Below are 14690 nucleotides of genomic sequence, written 5' to 3' on the forward strand. Positions count from 1 at the left end.
GGGATGCTTAATAGTTGAAAGTCTTGACCAGCAGCAGATCACCGATCGCCCGCAGGGGCACGATGAATGTTTCGCGTTTTTCGTCGACGGTGTTTTCGTTGAGCACCAGCGTGATTTGCGAGGTGATCACCTCGTTCTGGTTGCTGGTCTCCTCGAAGTTATAGCCGCCGCTGCCAAAGTTGCCCCAATAGTTGACGTAAACCAGATAGGTGCCATGCAGCGGCGCGGTCATGGTGAACATTTCCGGGCCGGGACCATCGACGCCATCCGGGTCGAGCCCGCCGCCATTGCTCAGCGCCGGCCGCGCCCAAAAGGCATGCTGGCCATCGGGCGTGACAATGTGCAGATCGAGCTCGGCTTTCGGATCGTCCCATCCCAAGACAAGACGAATTTTCGCCGGCGTGCGCAGGTTATTTGCTTCATAAAATTGCACGCGCTTGAGCGACTGCCCCTCGGCGCTGATCACTTCGACACTGTTGGAACCGGCGCCGAACGCATAGGGCCGGGCGAAACGGCCTTGGTCGTCGGTGTACAGATTCAGTGGATTGCCGTTGACCGCGAGACTGTGCGGCGGGCGCATATGCCCGATGGCCTTGAGCTGGCCCTGGATCATCGTGCGATTGCGCTGGATGCCGCGATCGATCGGCGGCGTGGGATAGGCGACTTGCGGGTTTTCCGTGCGATCGAGCAAGCCGTGGTAGCGCCAGCCGCCCACCGGCTCCGACATCTCTGCTGTCGGCGCGGCCAGCAGCGCAGGCGCGCAGGCCAGGCCGATCAGCAGCAAAAGAAATGAACGCATGTATTGCCTCCTGCCATGCCTGAACGAAACCTTGCACCCGATCCTCGGTACTTCACAGCGGTGGAAACTGCGTTTCGTCTGAAAGACCCGTGACTGTCGGGTCGTAGAAGGCGCGAAGATTAGCCATTCGGCAGTTTTTTAACAATCGGATACATCTGCTTTTGCGGTAGGAATCACGGCGCCGGGTGGACGATGAGCCGAATAGGCGTCATATTCGGCTCACAAAATGAGCCGAATAGCGCTTCTATTCGGCTCACGCACTCAGGAATGACATCCAATGGCTACGAACTGGATCTGGCAACAACCCGATTGGCCCGATTTCAACTGGCAGGCTGAGCGTCTGACGCCGTTGCTGCGTGAGTGCGTGCAGGCACAAGGTCAATTGATGGGCATGGCCGGATCAGTGGGTAACTCTTTGAGCGCTCAGACTGAACTGGATGCGTTGCTGCAAAACATCGTGACGTCCTCAGCCATCGAGGGTGAGCAGTTGAATGTCGGTTCAGTTCGTTCGTCATTGGCGCGGCGCCTGGGCCTGGAAGTAGTCGATGGCGATAAAGTCAGTCAGCGCAGTGAAGGTCTGGCGCAATTGATGCTCGATGCAACCCGGCGTTTCAATGATCCGTTGACGCTGGATCGGTTGCTGGAATGGCATGAGTGGCTGTTTCCGGAACCGGAAACAGGCTTTTCTTCGCGCGCAATCAATGTCGGTGCGCTACGTGGCGAGGAGCCAATGCAAGTGGTTTCCGGGCGGATTGATCGTCCGACCGTGCACTTCGAAGCCCCGCCCAGACAAGGCCTTGAGCGGCAACTCGACAATTTTCTAAAGTGGTTTGAGGCCAGCCAGCATCAGGTTGGTCTCGACCCTTTGCTGCGAGCGGGCATCGCGCACTTCTGGTTTGTCACGCTGCACCCGTTCGACGATGGCAACGGGCGCCTTACCCGTACCATCACCGATCTGGCGCTGGCTCAGGGTGAAGCACGGGCGATCCGTTTTTATGCCATGTCGGCCAGCATCCTCGATGATCGCGGCGGCTATTACCGAGCGTTGGAATCCAGCCAGAAAGCTACGCTGGACATCACTGAATGGCTGACATGGTTCTTGCAAACCTTGCTGCGCAGCCTGCAACAAGCCATCGCGCGGATCGAGGGGGTGCTGGGCAAGTCGCGTTTCTGGCAGGCGCACCGTGAATCCGAACTGTCGATGGAGCAGATTAAAGTGCTCAATCGCTTGCTCGACGGCGGGGAGCGCGGTTTCGAACACGGCATCAGTGCGGCGCAATATCAAAGTGTGGCGAAAGTCTCCAAGGCAACGGCTACCCGGCATCTAGCGGAGTTGCTGGACAAAGGCTGCCTGCAACGACTTCCGGGCGGCGGGAGGAGCACTCGCTATCAGATCCGCTATCCAGGCGAATCCACCCATTGATCCATCTGCGGTCACCCCCCTCTCATTTGCCCATAAACCCCCTATCTGCTAGTGTCGCGCCGGTTTAACGTCAACCGGAAACTGCCGCCATGGCCCGCAAAAAAGCTGCACTGGATTTCGAACAGTCCCTCGCCGACCTGCAAACATTGGTCGAGCGTCTGGAGAACGGTGAATTGTCGCTGGAAGACTCGCTGACCGCTTTCGAGCAGGGCATCGGGCTGACCCGTGATTGCCAGGCAGCGCTGGCCCAGGCCGAGCAGAAGGTGCAAGTGCTGCTGGAGCGCGATGGCGAACTCGCCGAGGAACCCTTCGACGCGGAACAGCCAGAATGATTGCAGCGTATTCGGCGACCAGCCAGGCCCGGGTTAACGCGGCGCTGGAAAGCCTGTTCAACGCCCCGCTGCCGGAGCTGGCGCGTCTCTACGAGGCCATGCGCTATAGCGTGATGAACGGCGGTAAACGCGTGCGTCCGCTGCTGGCCTACGCCGCGTGCGAAGCGCTCGGTGGCAAGGCTGAGCAGGCCAACGGCGCAGCGTGCGCGGTTGAACTGATCCACGCGTATTCGCTGGTTCACGACGATTTGCCGGCGATGGACGACGATGATCTGCGTCGCGGCCAGCCGACTACCCACAAAAAATTCGATGAAGCCTGCGCAATCCTCGCTGGTGACGGCTTGCAGAGCCTGGCGTTCAGCGCCTTGCTCGATCCGCATCTGAGTAATCTCGACGCCGACATCCGTTTGCAAATGGTCACGGCTCTGGCTCAAGCCGCAGGCCCGGCGGGTATGGTCGGTGGTCAGGCCATCGATCTCGGTTCGGTCGGCCTCAAACTCGATCAGAAAGCCCTCGAACAGATGCACCGGCACAAGACCGGCGCGCTGATCGAAGTCAGCGTCAAACTCGGCGCCCTGGCCAGCGGCCGTGCCGAAAAGGATGAACTCAAAGCCCTGCAAACTTATGCACAGGCCATTGGCCTGGCCTTTCAGGTGCAAGACGACATTCTCGACGTCGAAAGCGATACCGCAACCCTCGGCAAACGCCAGGGTGCCGACATCGCCCGCGACAAGCCAACCTACCCGGCCCTGCTGGGTCTGGACGCCGCCAAGGCCTATGCCCTGGAATTGCGCGATCAGGCGCTGCACGCCCTGCGACCGTTTGACGCGGCGGCCGAGCCTTTGCGCGAGCTGGCCCGGTATATCGTCGATCGGCGCAACTGACGGCGATTCAGCCAAAAAAGACCAACGCGTGGGCAGGGGGCGATGCATCAGGTAAACTGCCGCATCTTTTATACCTATAACGATTCGCCTGATGCCCACGACGTTTCATGAGATTCCCCGCAAGCGCCCGACCACGCCCCTGCTCGACCGCGCGAACACGCCGGACGGCCTGCGCCGGTTAGGCGAAGCCGAGCTGGAAACCCTGGCTGATGAGTTGCGCCTGGAATTGCTCTACACGGTCGGCCAGACCGGCGGGCATTTCGGTGCCGGCCTGGGCGTCATCGAGCTGACCATCGCGTTGCATTACGTCTTCGACACCCCGGACGACCGGCTGGTGTGGGACGTCGGTCATCAGGCGTATCCGCACAAGATCCTCACCGGACGCCGCGAGCGCATGGAATCCCTGCGCCAGAAGGACGGCATCGCCGCCTTCCCGCGTCGTGCCGAGAGCGAGTACGACACCTTTGGCGTCGGCCACTCCAGCACGTCGATCAGCGCAGCGCTGGGCATGGCGATTGCCGCCCGCCTGCAAAACAGTGATCGCAAGGCGATTGCCGTGATCGGCGATGGCGCGTTGACCGCAGGCATGGCCTTCGAGGCGCTGAACCACGCGCCGGAAGTCAACGCCAACATGCTGGTGATCCTCAACGACAACGACATGTCGATCTCGCGCAACGTCGGCGGTCTGTCGAATTATCTGGCGAAGATCCTTTCCAGCCGCACTTACGCGAGCATGCGTGAAGGCAGCAAAAAAGTGCTGTCGCGCCTGCCCGGCGCTTGGGAAATCGCCCGCCGCACCGAAGAATATGCCAAAGGCATGCTGGTTCCCGGCACGCTGTTCGAAGAATTGGGCTGGAACTACATCGGCCCGATCGACGGCCACGACCTGCCGACCCTGATCGCCACACTGCGCAACATGCGCGATCTGAAAGGCCCGCAGTTCCTGCACATCGTCACCAAAAAAGGCAAAGGCTTCGCCCCGGCGGAAGTCGACCCTATCGGTTACCACGCGATTACCAAGCTCGAACCTGTCGACGCTCCGGCCGCTGCACCGAAAAAAGCTGGCGGGCCGAAGTATTCGGCGGTGTTTGGCGAATGGCTGTGCGACATGGCTGCATCTGATCCGCGCCTGGTCGGGATCACCCCGGCAATGAAGGAAGGCTCGGATCTGGTGGAGTTCAGCGAACGTTTCCCGCTGCGCTACTTCGATGTGGCAATTGCCGAGCAACACGCAGTGACGTTCGCTGCCGGCATGGCCTGCGAAGGCGCCAAACCGGTGGTGGCGATCTACTCGACGTTCCTCCAGCGCGGTTACGACCAGCTCGTTCATGACGTAGCGGTACAGAACCTCGACGTGCTGTTCGCCATCGACCGCGCAGGTTTAGTGGGCGAAGACGGCCCGACCCACGCCGGCAGCTTCGATCTGTCGTACCTGCGCTGCATCCCGGGCATGGTCATCATGACCCCGAGCGATGAAAACGAACTGCGCAAAATGCTCACCACCGGCCACCTGTACAACGGCCCGGCGGCGGTGCGCTATCCGCGTGGCAGTGGCCCGAATGCAACCATCGAGAAAGACCTCGAGCCGATTGAAATCGGCAAAGGCATCGTCCGTCGCCAGGGCAGCAAAGTCGCCCTGCTGGTGTTCGGTGTGCAACTGGCCGAAGCGCTGAAAGTCGCCGAGAAGCTGGATGCTACCGTGGTCGACATGCGCTTCGTCAAACCGCTCGATGAAGAGCTGGTACGCGAGATTGCCGGCAGCCACGAGTTGCTGGTCACCATCGAAGAGAACGCGATCATGGGCGGCGCCGGTGGCGCGGTCAGCGAATTTCTCGCACGCGAGAACATCCTCAAGTCGATGCTGCACCTGGGCTTGCCGGATATCTACGTCGAGCACGCCAAACCTGCACAAATGCTGGCCGAGTGTGGTCTGGATGAGGCAGGGATCGAGGCGTCGATTCGCGAGCGTCTGGAACTGCTCAGCAAGTAACACGCAATACCCATGTGGGAGCGAGCCTGCTCGCGAATGCGGACTTTCAATCAACCACTGTTGACTGATTTACCGCCTTCGCGAGCAGGCTCGCTCCCACATTTGATTTGTGTACACCTGAAACACCCACGGACCACCGATGAACCTCTCACGCCTCGCCCTGCCCTTCCTTCTGCTGCCAACCGCCAGCACCTTCGCCGACACCTTCGAACGCGATCAGGCCCTGAAACTGCCAGACACCCTGATCAGCGCCAACCGCCAGGTCGAAGCACGCAACGACAGCAGCGCCGCCAACACTGTGTTCACCCGCGAAGACATCGACCGCCTGCAACCGAGCGATGTGCCGGATCTGCTGCGTCGAGTCCCGGGCGTACAAGTGGCGCAGGCCGGTGGGCGCGGCAGTCTGCCGGCGATCTACATTCGCGGCACACAGTCGGCACAGAGCCTGGTGCTGGTCGATGGCCAACGCATCGGCAGCTCCACTTCCGGCGACAGCAATCTGCAGCACCTGAACATCGAACAGATCGAGCGCGTGGAAGTGCTGCGCGGCTCGCGCTCGGTGATTTACGGCAGCGATGCGATTGGCGGGGTGATTCAGATCTTCACCCGGCGCGGCAGTGAACAAGGTTTGCAGCCACGCCTGCACGCCGGCTTCGGCAGCAACCAGACTTGGGAACGTAGTCTCGGCTTGTCCGGTGGCGATGAAAAAACCCGCTTCAACCTCGGCGCCAGCCTCGATGAAACCGCCGGCCTCGACCGCACCCACGCGTCGTATCCGAGCGACGGCGATCATGACGCCTACCGCAACAAGTCCGTCAGCCTGAGCCTCAGCCATGCGCTGACCGATGACATCGAAGTCGGCGCCAACCTGCTGGATAACAGCGGCAAGAGCGAGTTCGACAACCCGTTCGGGCGCTTCGACATGACCACCTTCGCGTCGGTGCAGCAGCAGCCGTACAGCGATTTCAACGTCAGCAGTATCAGCAGTTACGTCGATGCTCGGGTCAACGACCTCTGGAAAACCCGCGTCGAATTCGGCCACAGCGAAAACCGCGAGAAGACCCTCGACAAGCTCAGCGACGAGCGCACGGTGTTCAACACCTACCGCGACTCAGTGAACTGGCAGAACGACTTGACCCTGAATGCGCGCAACAGCCTGATCCTCGGTGGCGACTGGTACGAAGACCGAGTCAACAGCAGCACCGCCTTCGACGAGGACAGCCGCTGGAACCGCGCGGCGTTTATCCAGCATCGCTATCAGGCCGACAACTTTTCCACGGAGCTGGGCCTGCGCCACGACGACAACCAGCAGTTCGGCAGCCAAAACACTTGGAGTGGCACCTTCACCTTGCCGCTGAACCCGGACAACGATTTGCTGCTGAGCTACAGCGAGGGCTTCCGAGCGCCGACCTTCAATGACCTGTACTACCCGGACTTCAGCAACCCGAACCTGAAACCGGAAACCTCCAAGAGCTACGAACTGCAATGGCGCAGCCAGTTGAGTGACAGCGCTCGACTGGAAGCTTCGCTTTACCGCACCGATCTGGAAGACGCGATTATCTTCGGCAGCAACTCGCGGCCGGAGAATGTGGCCTCGGCACGAATCAATGGCTTTGAAGCAGCGCTGAAGCAGGAGCTGTTTGGCTGGCAGAGCAATCTCGGCGTGGCGATTATCGATCCGCGTGATCGTGATACAGGTCACACGCTGGCGCGGCGGGCGCGGCGTACATTGAGTTGGGATATGGACCGTCAGTTCGATCGATTGAGCCTCGGCGCGAGTTGGCAATTAGTCAGCGCCAGTTACGACGACTTGAACAACACTCAGCCACTGGGTGGCTACGGCACGTTCGGGTTGCGTAGCAGCTGGGCGCTGAACCGCGAGATCAAGCTGGATCTGAAGGTCGATAACTTGCTGGACAAGGGTTACAGCCGGGCGAACTACAGTTACGACGGCAGTCAGTATGGCTATCGTGAGGAAGGTCGGGCGTGGGTGTTTGGGGTGACCTGGACGCCTGAACTGCACTGAAATTCCCTGTAGGGATTATTTGTCTGGCGCGATCACTTGGCAGAGCTTGGCGGTGGCGGCGATCATTTGGCCGCTCGGCCGTTCGAGGCCTTTATCGGTGACCAACAGCAGTTTCCCCTGCCTCACCGCTGCCACCTGCGGCCAAGCCCTCCACGCCTCAAGCTGCGCCTGATCACCTGCGAGAATGACCTCGGGATCACGCTGCAACACCGCTTCGACACTCACTTGCGGTGCCGGCAGGCTCAGGTCGCCAAAGACATTGCGCGCACCACACACCTCAAGCGCATCGCTGATGATCTGCCCACCGCCGATGGTATAGAGCGGCTTGTCCCAGACTTGATAAAACACTTTCAGCGGCGTATCCCGGCGATAGCGCTGGCGCAGGCCGTCGAGTTTTCTACGAAGATCCGCCGCACGTTGCACCCCACGTTCCGGGCGCCCCAGTTGCCCGGCGATGTCTTCGATCTGCGTGGTGAGTTGTTCGAACGTATGCGGCTCGGCGACGTAAGTCGGGATGTTCAACCGCTTGAGCTGGTCACGCTGCGCCGGGCCGACACTGCCGGGCCAGAGCAACAGCAGATCGGGTTTGAGGCTGAGCAAACGCTCCATATCGAGTTGGCCATAGCGACCGACTGAGGGAACATTCGCAATCGCAGCAGGCCGATCGCCCGCATCCAGCACGCCAACCAACAGATCGGCCGAATCCAGATCAACGACGATTTCAGAAAGAGACGGCGCGAGACTGACCACGCGCAGAGCGGCCAGCGTCGACCCGCTGACGGCCAGCAGCAGAACCGCCAGCCAGAGACGGCGCATCAGCCGAGTTGACGCGGGATACGGTAGAGGTAGAACAGCACCGCCGTGGACAATGCCAGCAACATCAGCGGTACGGCTTCAAGGCCGACGAATACCGCCAATGCGCCGATCCACGCCGGCAACGCCGCGGCGAGAAAGGCAGTTCGGCGCCGCGCCGCGAGCGCGATCCATGCAGTCGGCTCATCCGGGGTATCGAGGGCTTTTTGCGTGGCGATCAGCGCATGTTTGTAGCGGCCGAAAAATTTCAGGCTGACAAACATTGAGGCAACACCAGCGATAAAGAACGGCATCGCCAGTACCGGCAGGATCGCCTCGCTTTGACCGAACACGGCGTTGAGCACGAACAACGGCACCAGCGCCAGCGTCAGGTATTTCCACCAGTCGACGCTGAGGCGACGGCGCACCTGACCGCGAGTCACGCCCGGTCTACCTCGCCCTGATGCTCATTGCCCATCATGTGGTCGAGTTTGCTGGCCTTCGTCGCCAGGTACAGTTTGTTGTGCGGGTTGTGGCCGGTGTGCAACGGCACGCGCTCGGCGACGACGATGCCCATGTCGGTCAAGGCTTTGACCTTGCGCGGGTTGTTGGTCATCAGACGCAGGGATTTCACACCCAGATGCTCGAGCATCGGCAGGCACATGGCGTAGTCGCGCTGGTCGGCGGCGAAGCCAAGACGCTCGTTGGCTTCAACGGTGTCGGCGCCGCCGTCCTGCAATTCGTAGGCACGGATCTTGTTCAACAGACCGATGCCGCGACCTTCCTGGCGCAGGTACAGCAGGACGCCACGACCTTCGCGAGCGATGGCTTTGAGCGCGCCCTCGAGTTGCGAACCGCAGTCGCAACGCTGGCTGAACAAGGCATCACCCGTCAGACATTCGGAGTGCAATCGGCCGAGTACCGGGGCTCCGTCGGCAAAATCACCCAGGCTCAGCACGACGTGCTCGCGGCCGGTGGCTTCATCGAGAAAACCGTGCATGGTGAATTGCGCAAAAGGCGTTGGCAGCTTGGAAGCGGCGACAAAAACGACAGGCACCGGTGTGCTCCTGATCTAAAAAAGTCTGAAGATTCGCTGGGCGGCATTGTAACAGCAGGTTCCTACAGACGCTTAGGCTGAATTATCGGGCATAACGATCAAAAAGTTTGATGACTCCCGGACAACATGGACCGCTGTAGGAGCTGTCGAGTGAAACGAGGCTGCGATCTTTTGATCCTGATTTTTAAGATCAAGATCAAAAGATCGCAGCGTGCCGCAGCTCCTACAGGGGTTTCGCGTCAGGGCGAACTAAACGGATAAGGCTGCTTCCAGCGCTCAAATACCGGCTTCAGCTCACCGCTTTTCACCAGTTGCTCCATGCGCTGGTCAAACAGCGCCATCAACGTCCGCGCTTGTGGCGTATTGGCGAAACACAGGTACAGCGGCAATTCAGCGATATGAGTGGTGCGGAACTGCGAAGGATCCCTGGCCCGGCTGAGCACATAGTCGATCTCCGTCAGCGCGTCGATGTAATAGTCGGCGCGGTTGTGGGTCAGCATCGACAGAATCCCGGTACGCCGGACGACTTCGTTATAGCCGCGCACGTTGGGCAAATAATTCTGATAGTCGTAGCCACGTACCCAAGCCAGTCGGTAACTGCCCAAGGTTTCCGGCGTCGGCGCCGGGTTGCTGGCAAGGCCCAGCGCGTAAACGTGGTCGGTGTCGAAATTCCAGCGCGGATAAAGCAGTTCGCTGAATTCTTGATGATAAGAGCCGACACAGGCATCGACCTCGCCGCGCTGGGCCAGCCCCACTGAACGGGTGTACGGCTCGGTGCGAATATCCAGTTTCACCCCGGCCGGCTCGAACACCTTGCGCAAGATATCCCAGCCCAGCCCATGGCCGTCGGCGGCGGTGTAGTCTTCCCAGTCTTCGCTGGCCAGGTGGATGACCGAGGGCGCTGGCACTGATTCCTGCGCACTGGCCACTGTGCCCAGCAGGGCAAAAACCAATAGCACCAACCAGCGTCCAGCCATCCCTAGTTACCTCACTTGACGCCTGGGCCCCGCAAGGTCAGGCGAAAATCCACACCAGTCCCTGCATCGCCAGCCAGGCAAACACCCCGGCCAGCACGTCGTCGAGCATGATGCCGACGCCGCCATGGACATGCCGGTCGATCCAGCGAATCGGCCACGGCTTGAGAATATCGAAGAAGCGGAATACCAGAAAACCCGCGAGCAACCAGTACCAGCCTTCCGGCACCAGCCACAGGGTGATCCACATCCCCACCATTTCGTCCCAGACGATGCCTTCGTGGTCGTGCACCCGCAGATCATCGGCGACCTTGCCGCACAGCCAGAAGCCGAACAGCATGGTGATCCCGAGCATCAGCCAGTAACCCCAGTCGGGCAGCATCTGCCACAACGGGATAAAGGGTAGCGCAACTAACGAGCCCCACGTGCCCGGCGCCTTGGGCAAGGTGCCCGAACCGAAGCCGAACGCGAGGAAATGCCAGGGATTGCGCCAGACAGACGGCGGAACGAATTCGGCCGGAACCTGTTTCGGGTGATCTGTCACGGTGTCTCCTGAAAATGTTGATAACCCCGGATTTGCGGGGTGATGTCGTGGCCGTCTCGATCCAGCAGCACCACGCCCTGCCCCTCTGCCACGCGACCGATCACATGGATCGGCCAACCGGCAGCCAGCAGCGCCGGCAACTCGACAGACGGTAACGTGAAGGCCAGCACGTAATCATCGCCACCACTGAGCGCCGCGCGTTCGGCGCCGCGCTGGCCGAGAAACGCCACTAAAGCATCCGACAACGGTACGCGCTCGCGTTCAATCTCAAGCCGCACCTTCGACGCCAGGGCGATGTGCCCGCAGTCAGCGAGCAGGCCATCGGAGATATCCAGCGCTGACGTGGCTTTACCGCGCAGCGCCTGACCGAGGGCCAGTTGCGGTTGCGGCGACCAATAGTGATCGAGCAGCGGCTGGGCGATGTCCAGCGCGGCGTCGCGCTGACCCAATACCAGCGGTAACGCACCGGCGGCATTGCCCAGTTCACCGCCGACACACAGCAAGTCACCCGGCTGCGCGCCGTTACGGGTCAAGGCCTGACCGGCCGGGACGCGGCCGAACACGGTGACGGTCAAGCTCAACGGCCCGCGCGTGGTATCACCACCGACCAATGCCACGCCGCAGCTCTGCGCCATGCGGTTCAAACCACGGGCATAGGCTTGCAGCCAATCGGCGGTCACCGTCGGCACAGTCAGGGCAAGGGTAAAGGCAACGGGAGTGGCGCCCATGGCGGCCAGATCGCTGACCGCGACGGCCAGCGAGCGCTGACCGAGCAGAAACGGATCGCAGGGGTCGGCGAAATGCACACCGGCCACCAGCGTATCGGTGGAAATCGCCAGCTGTTCCCCGGAAGGAACCGCCAGCAAGGCGCAGTCGTCGCCGATCCCCAGTGCAACGCCTTCGCCGCCCTGCGCACAGGGCGCGGCGGCGAAGTAATTGCGGATCAGCTCAAACTCGCCCATGACTGAGAAAAAGTATTCAAGCGCCGATCAGCGCTTGAACGCCTTCACTTCAGCTTCACGCAGGCGCGGGGCCAGTTTGTCGAGTACGCCGTTGACGAACTTGTGGCCGTCGGTCGAACCGAAGACCTTGGCCAGTTCGATACCTTCGTTGATCACAACGCGGTATGGCACGTCGACGCGCTTGAGCAGTTCCCAGGTGGACAGGCGCAGAACCGCCAGTTCAACCGGGTCCAGCTCTTCGATGGCCAAATCCAGGCAAGGCGTGAGCGCGGTGTCGATTTCGGTCTTGAACTGCGGAACCCCGTGGAGGATCTCGCGGAAGTAAGCGCCGTCAACATCGGTGAAATCGTTATCGACCCGGAATTGCGCTTCGATCTCGTTCAGCGATTGCTTGGCCATGTGCCACTGGTACAGCGCTTGAGTCGCAAGCTGACGGGCTTCGCGACGCTTGACGCTTTTGGATGGCTTGCCGGCATCCGCTGGTTTCGGATCGCGCGGGTTGAAACGATCGCTTTCGTCGCTAATCACTTGGCCTCCAACTGCGCCAGCAGGCTGACCATTTCCAGAGCGGACAGGGCAGCTTCAGCACCTTTGTTACCGGCCTTGGTGCCGGAACGCTCGATGGCTTGCTCGATGGAATCAACAGTCAGGACGCCGAAAGCGACCGGCACGCCGAACTCCATGGACACCTGGGCCAGGCCCTTGGTGCATTCGCCCGCCACGTATTCGAAGTGCGGAGTACCGCCACGAATGACCGCGCCGAGAGCGATGATGGCTGCGAACTCGCCTTTCTGGGCGACTTTCTGCGCAACCAGCGGAATTTCGAAGGCGCCAGGTGCGCGGATGATGGTGATGTCGCTTTCGCTCACGCCGTGGCGAACCAGGGCATCAACTGCACCGCTGACCAGGCTTTCAACGACGAAGCTGTTGAAACGGCCCACTACCAAAGCGTAGCGGCCTTTAGGGGCGATGAAGGTACCTTCGATGGTCTTCAGGGTCATTCGTCAGATCTCTTAAAGAGCCGGGACGCGTTTGCTACGCATCCCTCAGTGATTTATTTGCCGCGAAATCAGGGCCGGAAACAACCGGTCATTATTCGGAGGGCACGTATTCTACAACTTCCAGATCGAAACCGGATATCGCATTAAATTTCATTGGCGCCGACATCAGGCGCATTTTGCGTACGCCAAGGTCGCGCAGGATCTGCGAACCGGCACCAACGATGCTGTAAGTAGTCGGTTTTTTCACCACAGCCTGATCGGCGGTTTCGCGGATGTGCGCCAGCAACACGTCGCCATCGAGCGGGTGACCGAGCAACAGCACCACACCGCTGCCAGCCTCGGCAACCGCCGTCATGGCGGCGCGCAGACTCCAGCGGCCCGGTTGTTTGACCATCAACAGGTCGCGCAGCGGGTCCATGTTGTGTACGCGAACCAGTGTTGGCTCTTCGGCGCAAACGGTGCCCAGCGTCAGGGCCATGTGTACATCGCCTTCCACGGAATCACGATAGGTCACCAGGTTGAAATGGCCCAGTTCGCTGTCCAGTGGCTGCTCGGCAATCCGCTGAACGGTACGTTCGTGGATCATCCGGTAGTGAATCAGGTCGGCAATGGTGCCGATCTTGATGTTGTGTTCGGCGGCGAAGGCTTCCAGTTCGGTGCGACGGGACATGGTGCCGTCGTCGTTCATCACTTCGCAGATCACGCCGCTCGGCTCGAAACCGGCCATGCGCGCCAGGTCGCAAGCGGCTTCGGTGTGGCCGGCACGCGCCAGGGTGCCACCGGCCTGCGCCATCAGCGGGAAGATATGGCCGGGGCTGACGATGTCTTCAGCCTTGGCGTCTTTGGCGGCAGCCGCTTGCACGGTGCGCGCACGGTCGGCAGCGGAAATGCCGGTGGTCACGCCTTCGGCGGCTTCGATCGAGACGGTGAACTTGGTACCAAAACCGGAACCGTTGCGTGGCGCCATCAGCGGCAGCTTCAGCAGTTCGCAGCGCTCACGGCTCATCGGCATGCAGATCAGGCCACGGGCGTGCTTGGCCATGAAGTTGATGTGCTCGGCCTTGCAGCATTCGGCGGCCATGATCAGGTCGCCTTCGTTCTCGCGGTCTTCGTCATCCATGAGGATGACCATCTTGCCTTGGCGGATGTCTTCAACCAGTTCTTCGATGCTATTGAGCGCCACAAGGCACCCCCTTGGGTCAGGATTTGAGATAGCCGTTGGCGGCCAGAAAGCTTTCAGTAATGCCACCAGCGCTTGGCTCTGCGGCCTTGTCGCCGAGGAGCAGACGCTCCAGATAACGCGCCAGCAAGTCGACTTCCAGGTTCACTCGGCGACCTGGCTTGTAGGAAGCCATGATGGTTTCGCTCAGGGTGTGCGGGATGATTGTCAGCATGAACTCGGCGCCATCGACCGCGTTCACGGTCAGGCTCGTGCCGTCGACGGTGATCGAGCCTTTATGGGCGATGTACTTGGCCAGCTCTTTCGGTGCGCGGATGCGAAATTCCACGGCGCGGGCATTATCAGCGCGGGAGACGATTTCACCGACACCGTCGACGTGACCGCTGACCAAGTGCCCGCCGAGACGGGTGGTCGGGGTCAGTGCTTTTTCCAGATTGACCGGGCTGCCGCTTTTCAGGTCGTTCATGGCGGTGCAATCGAGGGTTTCGCGGCTGACGTCGGCAGCGAAGCCGTCGCCCGGCAGCTCAACGGCCGTCAGGCAGACGCCGTTGACCGCGATGCTGTCGCCGAGTTTGACGTCGCTCAGATCGAGCTTGCCGGTTTCAACATGCACCCGCACATCGCCGCCCTTTGGGGTCAATGCACGGATACTGCCGATGGATTCGATGATGCCGGTAAACATGGGGTTCTCCTTGAGAACGAAGCCAGCGCTAACGCGATGGCCGG

16 protein-coding genes are annotated in these 14690 nt (G+C 60.8%); 5 read left to right on the forward strand and 11 right to left on the reverse strand.

Annotated features, from left to right (window positions below; translation table 11 throughout):
• Positions 1-7: 7 nt before the first annotated feature.
• Positions 8-799 (reverse strand): YfaP family protein, encoded by a 792-nt coding sequence (locus ACA043_RS26045; RefSeq protein ID WP_497658174.1) that lies wholly within the window; start codon positions 797-799, stop codon positions 8-10.
• 277 nt (positions 800-1076) lie between these two features.
• On the opposite strand from ACA043_RS26045, the gene ACA043_RS26050 reads away from it, so the two are divergent.
• The 5 genes from ACA043_RS26050 to ACA043_RS26070 all read left to right on the forward strand — a co-directional run bounded on the left by ACA043_RS26050 (position 1077) and on the right by ACA043_RS26070 (position 7454).
• Positions 1077-2222: a Fic family protein gene (locus tag ACA043_RS26050; protein ID WP_497658175.1), complete on the forward strand. Its 1146-nt coding sequence runs from the start codon at positions 1077-1079 to the stop codon at positions 2220-2222.
• Positions 2223-2311: 89 nt separating this feature from the next.
• Positions 2312-2554 carry an exodeoxyribonuclease VII small subunit gene (locus ACA043_RS26055; RefSeq protein ID WP_003228627.1) on the forward strand — a complete coding sequence of 81 codons (243 nt, stop codon included), beginning with the start codon at positions 2312-2314 and terminating at the stop codon, positions 2552-2554.
• Complete coding sequence (ispA, locus tag ACA043_RS26060; protein ID WP_187678788.1) at positions 2551-3438, forward strand: (2E,6E)-farnesyl diphosphate synthase; 888 nt, start codon at positions 2551-2553, stop codon at positions 3436-3438. The genes ACA043_RS26055 and ispA overlap by 4 nt, the downstream gene beginning before the upstream one ends.
• Positions 3439-3529: 91 nt before the next feature.
• A complete protein-coding gene (dxs, locus tag ACA043_RS26065; protein ID WP_497658176.1) occupies positions 3530-5428 on the forward strand; it encodes a 1-deoxy-D-xylulose-5-phosphate synthase in 1899 nt (632 codons plus the stop codon).
• A gap of 139 nt (positions 5429-5567) precedes the next feature.
• Complete coding sequence (locus tag ACA043_RS26070; RefSeq protein WP_497658177.1) at positions 5568-7454, forward strand: TonB-dependent receptor domain-containing protein; 1887 nt, start codon at positions 5568-5570, stop codon at positions 7452-7454.
• Between the two features lie 15 nt (positions 7455-7469).
• Here ACA043_RS26070 and ACA043_RS26075 read toward each other — a convergent pair whose 3' ends face one another.
• The 10 genes from ACA043_RS26075 to ACA043_RS26120 form a co-directional block, all read right to left on the reverse strand.
• Positions 7470-8270, reverse strand: coding sequence for a cobalamin-binding protein (locus ACA043_RS26075; protein WP_401270288.1), 801 nt, complete (start codon positions 8268-8270; stop codon positions 7470-7472).
• Positions 8270-8689 (reverse strand): MFS transporter, encoded by a 420-nt coding sequence (locus tag ACA043_RS26080; protein WP_401270285.1) that lies wholly within the window; start codon positions 8687-8689, stop codon positions 8270-8272. The genes ACA043_RS26075 and ACA043_RS26080 overlap by 1 nt, the downstream gene beginning before the upstream one ends.
• Entirely contained in the window at positions 8686-9303 is a 618-nt protein-coding gene (gene ribA, locus ACA043_RS26085; RefSeq protein WP_095188498.1) for a GTP cyclohydrolase II, read from the reverse strand. Before ribA ends, ACA043_RS26080 begins: the two co-directional genes overlap by 4 nt.
• Positions 9304-9542: 239 nt before the next feature.
• On the reverse strand, positions 9543-10280 hold the full coding sequence (locus ACA043_RS26090) for a substrate-binding periplasmic protein (RefSeq protein ID WP_489879901.1): 738 nt from the start codon (positions 10278-10280) through the stop codon (positions 9543-9545).
• Positions 10281-10317: 37 nt separating this feature from the next.
• Positions 10318-10821: a phosphatidylglycerophosphatase A family protein gene (locus ACA043_RS26095; RefSeq protein WP_007910933.1), complete on the reverse strand. Its 504-nt coding sequence runs from the start codon at positions 10819-10821 to the stop codon at positions 10318-10320.
• Positions 10818-11783, reverse strand: a complete 966-nt coding sequence (gene thiL, locus ACA043_RS26100) for a thiamine-phosphate kinase (RefSeq protein WP_497658178.1) — start codon at positions 11781-11783, stop codon at positions 10818-10820. Before thiL ends, ACA043_RS26095 begins: the two co-directional genes overlap by 4 nt.
• 27 nt (positions 11784-11810) lie before the next feature.
• Entirely contained in the window at positions 11811-12311 is a 501-nt protein-coding gene (nusB, locus tag ACA043_RS26105; protein ID WP_039761889.1) for a transcription antitermination factor NusB, read from the reverse strand.
• On the reverse strand, positions 12308-12784 hold the full coding sequence (gene ribH, locus ACA043_RS26110) for a 6,7-dimethyl-8-ribityllumazine synthase (protein WP_003228649.1): 477 nt from the start codon (positions 12782-12784) through the stop codon (positions 12308-12310). The genes nusB and ribH overlap by 4 nt, the downstream gene beginning before the upstream one ends.
• A 91-nt stretch (positions 12785-12875) precedes the next feature.
• On the reverse strand, positions 12876-13967 hold the full coding sequence (gene ribBA, locus ACA043_RS26115) for a bifunctional 3,4-dihydroxy-2-butanone-4-phosphate synthase/GTP cyclohydrolase II (RefSeq protein ID WP_187678779.1): 1092 nt from the start codon (positions 13965-13967) through the stop codon (positions 12876-12878).
• 16 nt (positions 13968-13983) lie between these two features.
• Positions 13984-14646, reverse strand: a complete 663-nt coding sequence (locus ACA043_RS26120; protein WP_187678778.1) for a riboflavin synthase — start codon at positions 14644-14646, stop codon at positions 13984-13986.
• Between the last annotated feature and the right edge of the window lie 44 nt (positions 14647-14690).

The sequence above is a fragment of the Pseudomonas sp. LBUM1648 genome (assembly GCF_059716145.1).

Excerpts from the sequence above, each read along its gene's own strand:
- ACA043_RS26045 (WP_497658174.1), bottom strand. The coding sequence starts at position 799 with ATGCGTTCATTTCTTTTGCTGCTGATCGGCCTGGCCTGCGCGCCTGCG.
- ACA043_RS26050 (WP_497658175.1), top strand. The coding sequence starts at position 1,077 with ATGGCTACGAACTGGATCTGGCAACAACCCGATTGGCCCGATTTCAAC.
- ACA043_RS26055 (WP_003228627.1), top strand. The coding sequence starts at position 2,312 with ATGGCCCGCAAAAAAGCTGCACTGGATTTCGAACAGTCCCTCGCCGAC.
- ispA (WP_187678788.1), top strand. The coding sequence starts at position 2,551 with ATGATTGCAGCGTATTCGGCGACCAGCCAGGCCCGGGTTAACGCGGCG.
- dxs (WP_497658176.1), top strand. The coding sequence starts at position 3,530 with ATGCCCACGACGTTTCATGAGATTCCCCGCAAGCGCCCGACCACGCCC.
- ACA043_RS26070 (WP_497658177.1), top strand. The coding sequence starts at position 5,568 with ATGAACCTCTCACGCCTCGCCCTGCCCTTCCTTCTGCTGCCAACCGCC.
- ACA043_RS26075 (WP_401270288.1), bottom strand. The coding sequence starts at position 8,270 with ATGCGCCGTCTCTGGCTGGCGGTTCTGCTGCTGGCCGTCAGCGGGTCG.
- ACA043_RS26090 (WP_489879901.1), bottom strand. The coding sequence starts at position 10,280 with ATGGCTGGACGCTGGTTGGTGCTATTGGTTTTTGCCCTGCTGGGCACA.
- thiL (WP_497658178.1), bottom strand. The coding sequence starts at position 11,783 with ATGGGCGAGTTTGAGCTGATCCGCAATTACTTCGCCGCCGCGCCCTGT.
- ribH (WP_003228649.1), bottom strand. The coding sequence starts at position 12,784 with ATGACCCTGAAGACCATCGAAGGTACCTTCATCGCCCCTAAAGGCCGC.
- ACA043_RS26120 (WP_187678778.1), bottom strand. The coding sequence starts at position 14,646 with ATGTTTACCGGCATCATCGAATCCATCGGCAGTATCCGTGCATTGACC.